A 12,542-nucleotide genomic window follows, 5' to 3' on the forward strand; every position below is an offset into this window, starting at 1 on the left:
TTATAATAAAATCTTTGTAATTAATTGGATAGTCAAGTGAAATATTCTAAGTATCACGCACTAGGAAACGATTATTTAGTTATTGCTCATGAAGATGTGGAGATTGAATTAACGAAAGAAAATATTGAGCGAATTTGTCATCGTAACTTCGGTGTTGGTTCCGATGGAATTCTACTTGGTTCTTTACCATCCCAAAATTCAGACTTTGCACTACGCATTTTTAACCCTGATGGCAGTGAAGCAGAGAAAAGTGGTAATGGTTTGAGAATATTTTCTCGTTATTTATGGGATAAAAAGCTTGTTAGTGAGGAGTTTAGCATTAATACACTTGGTGGGAAAGTTAAAGCGCGCGTTTCTTTTGATGGCAAAAGCGTTCAAGTCGAGATGGGACATGTAAGCTTTGACAGTGAAAAAATTCCCGTTAAAGGAGAACCGAGAGAAGTTATTCAAGAAAGCATCACAGTTGGCGCCCAAACCTTTACTTTCTGTGATGCTACTATTGGTAATCCTCATTGTGTTATACAATTGCCAGAAGTGGCGCCGGATATACCGACGAAGTACGGTTCTTTATTAGAAGTTCATCCAAAATTTCCTAACCGTACCAACGTTCAATTTATGAAAATCATCGACCGTGAAAATATACAAATCGAAATTTGGGCAAATTTTTATACAAATTACTGGAACTACTGTAATACTTATAATGATAAGGTGGTGCGTGAAGGCTACAAGTGTGTAACTACGTTGAATTTTTTTGATAGCCTTCACACACCCTACTAACAATAAATATTACTGAAGCAGGCTTTTGTATTTTTGGATGGATAGGTTCACGCATCTCAATCAACCGCAACCCATTATCATTAAACAACTTTACCCAACTCTCTAAAGTTCTAAAATACCACGGCGCCGGGTCGATAAAATCATCATTAAATCCTGCCCAAGAACCTTCTCTCCAGCCATCTTGGTATGGAAAATCACCACAAGCAACTAAGGGATGAAGCGTTTGAACAATAAATAAACCGTTAGCATTTAAAAGTGTTGTAATCGTTTTAAATAATCCTTCTACAGATTCTTTGCCAAACAGCGCAAAATTACAAACAATGACATCAACAGAAATACCTAGTTTACTTTCTTGTATCTCCTCATAAGATATACTAAGGAAATTTCCCCCAGATTGTTTAGCTTGCTCAATTAATTCTGGAACAACATCGACTCCAATTACACTAATTCCTTGAGTTGCAAGTTCACGACTCAACCATCCTTCCCCGCATCCAAGGTCAAGTACAGACTGCGGAGAATAACTCATTACTGCGTCGATTATTGCTTGATTGGTAATTAGCTTGCGACTCTCAATCTCTCCAGAACGTACCGCATTTGTCCAAGGTAAAGCATTTTTATACCATGAATCAATAATTTTGTTATCGCTGAGTGGCTCAATATTCATAATGCTGAATGCTGTCTTCCAAGTTACTGCATTCATCTTAGACCAATAACATTACAACGAAAAATAGACGGGCACCTGTATGCTTACAGTAAAACAAATGCGCGCGCTAGCCAATAACAAGTTCCAAATGTCATTATATGAAGTAGTGAATGTAGAGACGTGATATATCACGTCTCCATAATTGCGCGATTTTTACAAATTGATTATTATGCAAATCCTTGCTATATCTGGTAGCCTTAGAGCAGTGTCATCGAATACAGCCGTTTTGCGTGCAGCAGCAATGTTGGCGCCAACTGGTGTAAACATTACTATCTACTCAGGACTTAGCGACTTACCACATTTTAATCCAGATAATGATGTTGACTCGGCGCTGCTACCAGTTGCTTGTTTTCGTGAGCAGCTAAAAGAGTCTGACGGTGTACTAATATCAAGTCCAGAATACGCGCATGGTGTTCCAGGTTCAATGAAAAATGCTCTTGACTGGTTAGTTGGCAGTGGTGAACTTGTTGGAAAACCCGTAGCGCTTATTAATACCTCTCCACGAGCGACTATTGCCTTAGCTTCTTTAACTGAAATTCTTACAGTAATGTCAGCAAGGATTATTAAGAAAGCGAATATTACATTACCTATTGCAGGAAGTGGCTTAGATGAAGTTGGTATTACTACACATCCAGAAATATCACATTCTTTAAAACTTGCAATTGAAGAATTCACGCGCGATATTACTTTACTAATTTAAAACCTTGATTACTTCTCGCCAGTTGCTACACCCTTTTGTACTTTGCGCGCTTCACCTCTCCAACCTGTTTGCCGCAACCAAGTTTCAAACGTCGTTAAGTTGGGATGAATTTTTCGTAGTTCTTCATGGTCACGGTAAGGACTACACTCACGATGATAACGTAGTTGGTTAAGGGCATCATGAACGTTGGGAAATCCTAATGCCAAATATTCAGCATCGCTCATATTTTCAAAGTAAGCAAGAGTTCTCAACACCGTAACATGTTTAGAATACTAACCATTAGGTATCTGTTGCATAAACTCATGGGAACGGCGCCAGTCTATTTCATGTTCGACTGCTGCTTTTGCGTCAAAGTGAGCAACAGGAATTTTATCTTCAGAAATATAAGCACAGGATTCTAATGATGAGTAAATAATGATGTGGCACGAACGCAAACAGCGCGAACCTGCTCATGAATGGTTACGAGAGATAATAGTCGAGATAACTAAAAATTTATAGTATTTCATTTTGAATATTGGGGTCAGTATAACAAACGAGCTTTATTGATTAGATGAGTGAATTCTAAGTTCATCACCAATGCAAATTGTTTTACCTTCTTCGGTAGCAGGTAGTCGCGTGTTAATCGCCAATCGATAGAAGTGATTAAATCGCGCTTTTTTTGCCCATTCCGGTAAAGTTGTTCGGCGTTGTGCCACAAAAGTTTTTTGGAAGTTTGGATAAGCTTCTCCTGTTTGGGAATCACGAGTAACTACAACACAGCGTTGACAAGGGTTAATGCCCATAAACTGTATATTCCCAATCTGAAAATTAACTGTCTCGTCTGCTTCTGTAAAAAGCTTATCCTCCCAAAAGGCAGGGACACCAGAAATTTCAATATTAGAGCGGAAACGCAAGCGAACTTCTTCAACGTCAAGTTCGGGATACCATGAGGCAATCGTTTCTAGTGTCGCTGTGCTAATTATGGTTGGGCCAGGAGACGCAGTATCATCTGGAAATCCTGTATCAAGGTTTTGCTTCACTTCTACTGGAAAACCAAAAAATTCACCTAGCCAATATTCAAGTGCTTCACGCTCTTTTACAACATGAAATACTTTTGTATGCTCTGTTCCTTGTACCCGCAAGGAAACAATGTTAGTTTCGAGGTCAAACTCAGAGCGTATGGCATGAATTCGAGCGTTACGCTTACCATTGACAAAGTGACCTGCTTGATCAAGAATTGCAAACTCGCGGTCTTGGTTCAGGGCGCCGCTTTTAAGAACATTTATACTCTCAACACCAACCCTATCCAAAGATTTAATTGGATAAATGAATAATCTTGAAACATAGGGAATTACATCAGTCATAACTAACTCCTGAGTATCCAAAGTTTAAATTTCGGCGCCAGCTTACCTTAATCGATTAGCTTTCAAAACTTCATCAACCCAGGTAGCATTTTCTAATGTCAGTGAAGGTACAGGCTCTTGAGTATAGTCAATTACCAAATCATAATTACCTTCATCGTATAATTGATTAATTAAGGACTGTATATACGATGAAGGCATCACAGCACCTCAAGATAATTTTTACTCCTAGTGGTTTATGTCATTAATTCTTGTAGGTTAGGCGTCTCGCCTGACCAGAAGCACAGGCGAGACGCCTATGCTACGAACACACCAAAACTATTGACACGAACTACTAGTAAACGCACGGGTTATAGTGATACTAAATTATTATATCTAAATCGGTAGACATTGGTTGTGCAAATTGACATAATACATAAATTAAGGTGCCAATCTACGAATCCACCAAATAGTTTAACCTTTTTTATGAATACATCAAATATAAGTAACTTTGGTAACGACATTAGTTCCACAGCGTTCATAGCTAGTTTATGCAGGCAGTTTACTAATATCCCCTATACAAAAGAATTTGCAAAACTCGTTGAAACACAAGGTTTAGTAAATGCATCATTGAGCCAACATGTTAGTAAAGCCTTTGTAAGTATTATAAATTTGGAAGCGCGTTATCAAGCTATCAATAAGCTAATTACTGAATTGCAACTTACGCAAATTATCGAGTTAGCATCTGGTTTAATACCGCGTGGAATAATAATGTCTAATGACCCAAATCTTACTTTCGTTGAAAGTGATTTATCTCCTTTAATTAATTATAAAGAAGAACTGGTACAGCAGCTAATTGGAAGGCGCACTAATCTGCACTTTCTAGAAATTGATGCAACTAACGAAAATCAACTAATGCAAGCTAGCAAGCATTTTAACATGAAACAACCTATTTTAATTATATGTGAGGGACTATTGATGCATCTCACACGTCTAGAGCAGCAAAAAATGTGTGCTAATATCCACAAAATGCTTTCCATTTCTGGTGGTGTTTGGATAACCTCTGACTTTACTTTTACATCTGGATTAAAAAAATCACGTTCATTACTTCAAAAAGATTCTATGCTTTTACCTCAAATACAAGGGATTCTTGATAGAACAATCATATCTCCAGATGATGAATTTGAGACTCTTGAAAAAGCACGGCAGTTTGCCTTAGAACAAGGTTTCAGCATCACAAAGCACAATATATTAAACTTAATAGACGGGTTAAGTTGTTTGAATATTCTAAATATAGATGCTTCTGAAGCAGAAAGAATAATTGCTGAACAATATGTTTTTGTTTTAACACCAAATCAATCTTCAACAATTATTTAATCATACTTGGCGATGGTGTCAATATTTTTGTTATCAGGCGCCTATGCAATTTTTTGTTCTATTGTTGGTTGTGAAGAATTATCAGACAACAGTTTAGTTAAAGCATCGGGATGTAGGCGCCAGCTAAATAATCCAGATAACCCCATAATTACTCCCATTGTAGTTGGTATCAAAGCAAAATATAACAGCCAACGTTTTTGAGACAGCGAAGTAATGGCAAACATTGATACAGCAATTGAGAGTGCAGCATCCGCTAAGTCAAATTGATCGTCGTGAAAATTTAACTCATCATAAGTTTTTTGGTCATTCTCAGCAGCTTTTTTCAACTCCTGCTTTTTTTGTTCTTCTCTATCAGCAAGCGTTTGGTAAGCACTAATCTGTTTTTCATAAAGCTTACGTGCGGATTCTGGTTGAGAAGTTTGTTGTAATTGAAGTTGAGTTACAGTTGCTCTTGCAACCTCCGCGCGAATGTTACGCGACTGATACCAACTCCAATCATCAATTTTATTTGCTTGTGCTTGCTGCATAGCCTGAACTATATTATCATCTTTAATTTTGCAGATTCCTAAAAACGTCGATATCAATGCAACAGCAATGGCAACAGCACTATTTAAACGGCTTTTACGTTTTTCCTTCTTAGTTTCTACTTCCGAATCATCTTCAAGCAAGTCCATTGGATTGATATCCATATTGTTTTTCGCGCTTTAGTATATATACAATTACACTTTTACTAGAACTTATTTAGTATAATCATTTCAACCTAATGAAGTTCAAGTATGTAATGTTTTGTAATGTAAAATTAAACACTTTAACTTTCGTGGTATAATTGTGTATATTTTAAATTACTTAATTACAAAACTTTATATTCTAGTTTAAGTATAAATTCATATAGCTTTATGAAAAAACGTCCATTCGGTTTAGTTGCTATCGTCTTTTATAAGTCTTTTGTTGCTTCACTATTAATGGTAACATCAATAGCTTTATTACTCGCGTTGAAAAATTATCAAAGCTTAGAGGAGTTTTCCGACTCTTACATTTTGGAAGGGAAATCACAAATTATCGACTTTGTTTTAGATAAAATTCTTAATTTAAATCCTAAAACTTTAGCATTTAGCGGTATCGGGGCAGGTATTTATGCAATTGTAACTGTAATAGAAGCGATTGGTTTGTGGTATGAAAAGCGCTGGGCACATATCTTAGTAGTAGCGCTTGTTGCTATTAGCATTCCACCAGAAATTTATGAATTAGTTAAAAGCATTACTCCGTTAAAATTTATTATTTTTGTATTAAATATATTAGTTTTAGTGTATTTAATACGTACATTTCCTAAGCATAAGAAAGAATCAAATAGCTAAGTTAAAATTCATATAGATGCTTTCGATAAGAGTTTTTACCACAGAGTCGTAGAGACGCGATTAATCGCGTCTCTACACAGAGGAGAAAGTAAGAGAAGTTTAACATCGGCGCCGACGAGAGCCACTTGCTTTTGCAGTCTGAAATGAATATCGCTACGTAACGTAAATAAACTAAGAAGAAGTTTACTGTTGTGTCAATTAGCGAAACATATTAATTGATAGAGACACCTTTGCCATAAAAAATCAAGATTATAATATTGTTATGGAAACTCATGAAACATATTGCCCTGCACAAATAGATTGCAAGATGATGACGGGAGTTGTATATAATTGCCCTAATCTTTTAGATTGTTTATCTAATTCTCGTTTGAGTAGAAACGAGGCAATGCGACTTTACTATATAAACAAAGGTGCCGACTCAGGAAGAGGTTCAGGTAGTGGAATCATTGGCTGCTGTGTTGAGTCGAACTACGCTACCTGACTTATTAGTGTGGTAAACCAGTACTTTAGAATTACCTGTTACTTTTACTTGCCAACCTGGTACTAGTGCTTGAGTACAAAGAACCCCTGGTTCAGCTAAACCCAAACAACCATCATTCCACGTGCGTGCTTCCGACGCAGTAATTTTTAACTCACTAGCAGCTTTACCTGTACGTTTAGAAGCATCCTTCAAAACGGCACTTGCAACAGCATCCGGTAATTTCTTATTTTCACTACTATTTTCACCATCGTTCCGACTAGGCAAAGATTCTACTGGTTTTTCTGCTTGAGTTGGAGGTGCCTTACTACCTGTCGTACAACCCATCAACGTGCTACTTATTACAACAACAGCAAACAAATTAACTAAAATTAAGCGAATACTTTTCTTATTCAAGCCAAACATAAAAAATCATCCGCGTTTATATCCGTTACCACGCCGACTACAATATACCACTAAAGTCGCAAACAACCCCGTCCCAACTAAATATTTTAATGGTTCAGGTACACTGGGATTGGGAGAAAAGAAACCCTCAATAATGCCAGCAATAAATAGCATCGGTATAATTCCAAATACTAACTGTGCAGCCAAATTCCCATAATACTTGAGTGCATCAAGGCGCCTATATTTCCCTGGAAACAAAATTGCACGCGCGATTAAAAATCCTGCACCTCCAGCAAAAAAAATAGCTGGTAACTCTAATGAACCGTGGGGAAGAACGAATGCCCAAAATTGATATGCAAGATTTCCCTGTCCAACCAAAGTTCCAACGGCACCGATTAGTAACCCGTTAAATAACATGATATAGAAAGTATAGATGCCAACAGTTATTCCACCAGCAACAGCTTTAAACGACACCATAATATTATTAATCATGATACCGCTTGATGCTAGTGGTTCGATGCCCAAAATAGAACCCATCCACAGCTTGCGGTCGTCTCTAACCGTTTTTATCAAATGTTCAGGTACAACTAGTGACATAAAACTAGGGTCTTGCCAAGCATACCACCAAGCTACTAAGCATCCTAAAATAAACAACGCTGTTGCAAAAGCTATATATAGCGAAGTTTGTTGTACTACCGCAGGAAACCCCCATAAGTAAAAATCCTTTACACCCTGCCATTCTTGCCGACGCGAACCTTGATAAATTTGGTTGTACGCGCGCGTCGTATAAGATTGTAAATTTTGTATAAGAGTGTTGCTTACCTGAGTTGTACGAGCTCGCGCTAAATCAGCTGCAACAGTACGGTAAAGCGAAGCCAATTCACGAATTTCACTTGATGGCAGCGATTTTAACCCAGATTTCTCGATTTTATTTAATAATACTTCAAGACGCTGCCAATTTGGCTCACGTCGTGCTATCCAACGTTGAATATTCATTAATTTAAGGGAATACTAGGTATACCTTAGCTTAAGATACCCTCAAAACAGTAACTTGATAATTGTACTAACCTGTATGTCTTTTAATCCTGGTTCTCCCCAGCCTATTCAACCGTTAAGCATTGGTAATGTCGTCAGTGCTGGACTGCGACTATATGGTGGGCATCTCAAATCCTATTTAAAACTAGCATTTATCGCTTATGCTTGGGTATTTATACCGATTTATGGCTGGGCTAAATGTGGCGCCACTTTAGGATTGATATCTCGTTTGGCATATGGCGAATTAGTTGAGCAACCAGAAAGCGAAAGAGAAGCAGGTCGTGTAATTAACACGCGGTTGTGGCAGTTTTTTGTTATGAATTTACTAATGTTTTTGATTGGCTCAGGTGTGATCGTTGGGGTAATTATCCTCTCTTTTGTTGTGGCTTTGATAGTAGGGCTAGTCTTCGCAGCACTTGTACCTGGTGGCGCCCAAAACAGTGCCGCAAGTCCCATCTTGTTTGTGGTAACATTTTTACTGACACTCTTATTCTTCGTATTTATTTTTGCTGTTATTTTATGGATACAAGCGCGCTTTATTGTAGTGGAACTGCCGCTAGCAGTAGAAAACACTGTTGATGGTACATCAACAATTGGACGAAGCTGGGATTTAACAAAAGGCAGTGTATGGCGAATTGCTGCAATTGTATTTCTCGCATATTTAATCACGTTTCCACTCCAGCTACCTTTTAGTATATTGAGTTTTGTAATTCAAGTCTATCTACAACGTTTAGCAGTCGAAAATGCAAATTATGCGTTTCTATCAGTACTAGTTAATATAATTTTAAGTTTAATCAGCGCAGCTATCGTAGTACCTTTCTGGCAATCAATAAAAGCTGTACTTTATTATGACTTACGAAGTCGCCGTGAGGGTTTTGGTTTAAAACTGCGCGAACGTGAGATTTAAGGGAATTATGCACATTTTTAATCGCGTCAAATTTGTTACACCTGAAAGTGTTGAACTTGAATTTACTTTAGCGGGTATTGGTAGTCGAACTTTTGCTCTATTAATCGACTACCATATTCTAGGCTTAATGATAGCGCTGATTATTACTGCCTTACTAACTATTTCTTACCAAATAGAGACTTTTTGGAAACAAATATTCGGTGATAAAGCTGACCTTTGGGTTTTTGCAATTGCAGGTCTAATTTTATTCGCTGTCTACGCAGGGTATTTTGTATTTTTTGAAACTTTATGGCAAGGTCAAACACCTGGTAAACGTTTTGCAAAAATTCGTGTAGTTCGTGATGATGGCAGACCTGTTGGACTTCAACAAACGACTTTACGCGCGTTACTGCGACCTTTTGATGAAATTTCTTTTATCGGCGCCTTGCTAATTATACTGAATCGCAAAGAAAAGCGTTTAGGCGATTTAGTTGCAGGTACAATCGTAATTCAAACTCAAAGTGTTACCATCTCAGAAAAACAAAAATTAATACTGTCAGAAGCTTCTAAGACTGCTTCTAGCAAAATCTTAGAAACTGCTGATTTATCACCAATGCTTCCTGATGATTTCGCAGTTATTCGTGAATATTTAGTAAGGCGCCATATCATGTCTAAAAAAGCACGAGCAGCACTTGCTATTGAATTGACTCAGCAAGTACAGTCAATAATTAAATTAGATAATATACCTGATGGAATTAGTCCAGATACCTTTTTAGAAGGTATTTATCTTGCTTATCAAAAAGACTCAGATACTCGACTGATTTAAATACTTTACCTGAATGCACACTCCGTATTAATACAAATTATTCTTGTATTCGATGAATATAGATTTAAATTCTACGTAGATTGTAAATTTTGATCCCCCAACTCTCCGTGTGGAAGCTACTGTGTACACATAAGTCTCTAAAAGTCACCTTTCTTCTCTTTTTACCCTACCCTTCGGGATATCCTTCGGATAACGGGAAAAGCTCCGCTTTACGTGTTCTTTGTGCCTTTGTGGTTCATTAAAAAAATTAACCACATAATCCGGAGGATTTCCCGCAGGGTAGACACAAAGGGCACAAAGGAGGGATATTGAGGAGGATTATTAAAGATGTGTGGGGGCTTACGTTTGTATAACCTAATCTATGCTCCGGATATAGGAGCAAATCTTAATCGACCCAATTGACAACTCGCAAACCAGGTATCTGTTTGAAATGACGAGTGTTTCGCGTTACTATGGTAGCTCTATTGGCTAGAGCAATGCTAGCAATCAATAAATCGGCTCTTCCTATTTTGCGTAGATTGGACACTGCACGCAATCGTTCAAATTCTAATGATGCTGCTTGGTTAATAGGAACTATTAAAATTCCATGCAAAAACTCTTGTGTACGAAAAAAAAGCTCTTGCGCCTTAAGCCAATCTGCCCCTGTTTCAGCTTTAAGAAGGTAATCAATGCGTCCACGTAAAATTTCAACTTTATTAATGATAGTGATTCCCACTTCTAAGTCTTCTACAGTCTTTAATCGTGCAATCACATTCATGTTTCCAGCTTGGAGGCGTGTAAGTGTGTCAGTATCAAGTAAATACATTAACTACCTGGCTTCTCATCAACTTCAGAACGTCCCCTTTCTTGATAAATTGCTGCCGTTAAGTCTATGAGAGTATCATCATCCTCGAAGGCACCTGCTCGGCTGAGGAGAATGGAGCGACTGCTTTGAAAACTCAACCAATTGTCAACAGCAACTTTTAAAAACCTCCATTCGTCTCCTATTTTGCGGCCTGGAATATTTCCTATTTGAGCTTGATGTAACACCAATTCAACAGGTAAGCGTAAATATTCGGATGTTTCTTCAAGCGTTAAAACGTCAGGTAAAGTAACTTTATCCATAATCTAAAAAAGTAGCTGTACTATATATCATATCTTATTATATTTGAACCCTCATCTACACAATTTTGCGTCATTCTATACTATGTAGAGACCGGACTAATACGGTCTCTACCCACCAATTTGTCTGAAACGATGGGTGTTACCCCTGAATCGCTCTTCTGTATTTTTACAGCGTGTAGGCGCAAGATATTAATTACTCATTTGTAGTATGCTTGTTTTTAAAGTAAACTTAATACCCGCGCGCTCGTTAAATCTTGAACGTTACAAAAAACAACTTCGGCGCCTGCATCTATTAGCATTTTTGCATAAGCTTCCCGTCGTGAAGGTGTTTTCTGGACATGAGGTGGTAGTACTCCCACACCAATCCATTTTCGCTCTGGCTGTTTTTCTCTAGCATTGACAACCGTGTACATGTCAGCTACTGTATCTCCTACATATATGATACTTGCCGTATTGTTAAAGTTAGATTCTAGACGCTGAACTGTGGCAAACAAACCTGTAGGGTCTGGTTTACCTGGTGCATCTTCCATTGCAATTAAAGTAGGTGCTTTTAAACCAAGGCGCCTTTCTAACACATAGGTAGCAGAAGCACGAGTGGCGCCGCTAAAGAAACCCCACAAAATCCCAGCTTGAGTTAAGTCGTCTAAATATTTTGATTGCAGCAATAAAGGTTCATCACAAATATACCCCGTCCAGTTTTTAGGGTCTGTACCTCTATACCGCGACTGAAAAAAAGTGACTATATTTTTATACTCAATATGAAATTGATTACGGTCTTTTCCTTGAGTTTCAAAGTATCTAAATACTAACTCCTGTGAAGCATCCCAGTCATTGTTCCAAATACCTTCTGACTTGAGTTTATCAATGTCTACTGGTGTTGGACGATACGCAAAATCGGTGAAATGCTCGACAGTATCCGCTATAGCACGACGGTAAGAACCGCTAACATCACGGATAACACCATCAATATCAAAAACAATAATCGCGCGTGTTGAGGATTGTTCGGTCATGGAGTACAACGCTCTTCTGAGTTCCTGAACTACTTTAGCCGATACTTTTTCAGTAATGCTAGTTTAATTCCTTATCCTAATTTGCTCAGATGGTAGACTATTAAGTTAAAATAGGCAATCGTTAATGTCACGCCAGCGCGACGAGCGCTCCTGTGGCTGTTTGTTTAATTTGCTTGTACCATTTTGCCCGGATGCGTCCCGGAGGTGTGATTGTCCAAATTTCTCTTAAAAATTCTCTGGTTAGATGAGAATGTTGCTCTAGCAGTTGACCAAATTGTTGGTAAAGGCACGAGTCCCTTGACCAAGTACTTCTTTTGGCCTAGAAATGATGCTTGGGAAGAACTTAAAAAAGAACTAGAGTCGAAACACTGGATTACTGATGTAGATCGAGTCGAATTACTCAACAAAGCTACAGAGGTAATTAACTACTGGCAAGAAGAAGGTAAAAATCGACCTATGAGCGAAGCTCAGTTGAAATTCCCTGAAGTTACCTTCACTGGTAGTGCTTAGTATTAGAGTGCTGAGTGCTGAGTGCTGAGTTATGAGTTATGAGTTATGAGTTATGAGTTATGAGTGCAAAATTTTAAC

18 protein-coding genes are annotated in these 12,542 nt (G+C 37.9%); 7 read left to right on the forward strand and 11 right to left on the reverse strand.

Going from position 1 to position 12,542, the window contains the following annotated elements:
• Positions 1-36: 36 nt before the first annotated feature.
• Complete coding sequence (gene dapF / locus AC2JBO_RS09000; protein ID WP_496953297.1) at positions 37-777, forward strand: diaminopimelate epimerase; 741 nt, start codon at positions 37-39, stop codon at positions 775-777.
• On the opposite strand, the gene AC2JBO_RS09005 is transcribed toward dapF, so the two are convergent.
• On the reverse strand, positions 737-1,477 hold the full coding sequence (locus AC2JBO_RS09005) for a class I SAM-dependent methyltransferase (RefSeq protein WP_496953298.1): 741 nt from the start codon (positions 1,475-1,477) through the stop codon (positions 737-739). The two genes, dapF and AC2JBO_RS09005, sit on opposite strands and share 41 nt — an antisense overlap.
• A 172-nt stretch (positions 1,478-1,649) precedes the next feature.
• Here AC2JBO_RS09005 and AC2JBO_RS09010 point away from each other — a divergent pair, with 172 nt between their 5' ends.
• Positions 1,650-2,180: an NADPH-dependent FMN reductase gene (locus tag AC2JBO_RS09010; protein ID WP_496953299.1), complete on the forward strand. Its 531-nt coding sequence runs from the start codon at positions 1,650-1,652 to the stop codon at positions 2,178-2,180.
• 8 nt (positions 2,181-2,188) lie between these two features.
• Here AC2JBO_RS09010 and AC2JBO_RS09015 read toward each other — a convergent pair whose 3' ends face one another.
• The 4 genes from AC2JBO_RS09015 to AC2JBO_RS09030 form a co-directional block, all read right to left on the reverse strand.
• Positions 2,189-2,404, reverse strand: a complete 216-nt coding sequence (locus AC2JBO_RS09015) for a hypothetical protein (RefSeq protein WP_496953300.1) — start codon at positions 2,402-2,404, stop codon at positions 2,189-2,191.
• Positions 2,405-2,452: 48 nt separating this feature from the next.
• Positions 2,453-2,614: a hypothetical protein gene (locus AC2JBO_RS09020; RefSeq protein WP_496953301.1), complete on the reverse strand. Its 162-nt coding sequence runs from the start codon at positions 2,612-2,614 to the stop codon at positions 2,453-2,455.
• A gap of 105 nt (positions 2,615-2,719) precedes the next feature.
• The gene (locus AC2JBO_RS09025; RefSeq protein ID WP_496953302.1) at positions 2,720-3,523 is read right to left on the reverse strand and encodes an MOSC domain-containing protein; all 804 of its coding nucleotides are present in this window, start codon (positions 3,521-3,523) and stop codon (positions 2,720-2,722) included.
• 42 nt (positions 3,524-3,565) lie between these two features.
• A complete protein-coding gene (locus AC2JBO_RS09030; protein ID WP_496953303.1) occupies positions 3,566-3,721 on the reverse strand; it encodes a DUF4058 family protein in 156 nt (51 codons plus the stop codon).
• A 264-nt stretch (positions 3,722-3,985) separates the two neighbouring features.
• On the opposite strand from AC2JBO_RS09030, the gene AC2JBO_RS09035 reads away from it, so the two are divergent.
• Positions 3,986-4,876: a class I SAM-dependent methyltransferase gene (locus AC2JBO_RS09035; RefSeq protein WP_496953304.1), complete on the forward strand. Its 891-nt coding sequence runs from the start codon at positions 3,986-3,988 to the stop codon at positions 4,874-4,876.
• Between the two features lie 41 nt (positions 4,877-4,917).
• Here the strand turns inward: AC2JBO_RS09035 and AC2JBO_RS09040 are convergent, their stop codons facing one another.
• Positions 4,918-5,565, reverse strand: coding sequence for a DUF4337 domain-containing protein (locus AC2JBO_RS09040; RefSeq protein WP_496953305.1), 648 nt, complete (start codon positions 5,563-5,565; stop codon positions 4,918-4,920).
• 207 nt (positions 5,566-5,772) lie between these two features.
• Between AC2JBO_RS09040 and AC2JBO_RS09045 the strand changes: the two genes are divergently transcribed.
• Positions 5,773-6,231: a DUF2127 domain-containing protein gene (locus AC2JBO_RS09045; RefSeq protein WP_496953306.1), complete on the forward strand. Its 459-nt coding sequence runs from the start codon at positions 5,773-5,775 to the stop codon at positions 6,229-6,231.
• Between the two features lie 430 nt (positions 6,232-6,661).
• Here the strand turns inward: AC2JBO_RS09045 and AC2JBO_RS09050 are convergent, their stop codons facing one another.
• Positions 6,662-7,114, reverse strand: coding sequence for a DUF8738 domain-containing protein (locus tag AC2JBO_RS09050; protein WP_496953307.1), 453 nt, complete (start codon positions 7,112-7,114; stop codon positions 6,662-6,664).
• Between the two features lie 6 nt (positions 7,115-7,120).
• Positions 7,121-8,089, reverse strand: a complete 969-nt coding sequence (locus tag AC2JBO_RS09055) for a stage II sporulation protein M (protein WP_496953308.1) — start codon at positions 8,087-8,089, stop codon at positions 7,121-7,123.
• 76 nt (positions 8,090-8,165) lie between these two features.
• Between AC2JBO_RS09055 and AC2JBO_RS09060 the strand changes: the two genes are divergently transcribed.
• The gene (locus tag AC2JBO_RS09060) at positions 8,166-9,035 is read left to right on the forward strand and encodes a DUF975 domain-containing protein (RefSeq protein WP_496953309.1); all 870 of its coding nucleotides are present in this window, start codon (positions 8,166-8,168) and stop codon (positions 9,033-9,035) included.
• 7 nt (positions 9,036-9,042) lie between these two features.
• Positions 9,043-9,840, forward strand: coding sequence for an RDD family protein (locus tag AC2JBO_RS09065; protein WP_496953310.1), 798 nt, complete (start codon positions 9,043-9,045; stop codon positions 9,838-9,840).
• A gap of 385 nt (positions 9,841-10,225) precedes the next feature.
• On the opposite strand, the gene AC2JBO_RS09070 is transcribed toward AC2JBO_RS09065, so the two are convergent.
• The 3 genes from AC2JBO_RS09070 to AC2JBO_RS09080 all read right to left on the reverse strand — a co-directional run bounded on the left by AC2JBO_RS09070 (position 10,226) and on the right by AC2JBO_RS09080 (position 11,954).
• The gene (locus AC2JBO_RS09070) at positions 10,226-10,645 is read right to left on the reverse strand and encodes a type II toxin-antitoxin system VapC family toxin (RefSeq protein ID WP_496953311.1); all 420 of its coding nucleotides are present in this window, start codon (positions 10,643-10,645) and stop codon (positions 10,226-10,228) included.
• On the reverse strand, positions 10,645-10,944 hold the full coding sequence (locus AC2JBO_RS09075) for a helix-turn-helix domain-containing protein (protein ID WP_496953312.1): 300 nt from the start codon (positions 10,942-10,944) through the stop codon (positions 10,645-10,647). The genes AC2JBO_RS09070 and AC2JBO_RS09075 overlap by 1 nt, the downstream gene beginning before the upstream one ends.
• Positions 10,945-11,162: 218 nt before the next feature.
• Positions 11,163-11,954, reverse strand: a complete 792-nt coding sequence (locus tag AC2JBO_RS09080; protein WP_496953313.1) for a TIGR01548 family HAD-type hydrolase — start codon at positions 11,952-11,954, stop codon at positions 11,163-11,165.
• Between the two features lie 210 nt (positions 11,955-12,164).
• Between AC2JBO_RS09080 and AC2JBO_RS09085 the strand changes: the two genes are divergently transcribed.
• Positions 12,165-12,464: a 30S ribosomal protein PSRP-3 gene (locus AC2JBO_RS09085; RefSeq protein ID WP_496953314.1), complete on the forward strand. Its 300-nt coding sequence runs from the start codon at positions 12,165-12,167 to the stop codon at positions 12,462-12,464.
• The last annotated feature ends 78 nt before the right edge of the window (positions 12,465-12,542 follow it).

It is taken from the genome of Calothrix sp. CBUCES-K 9914 (assembly GCF_059640475.1).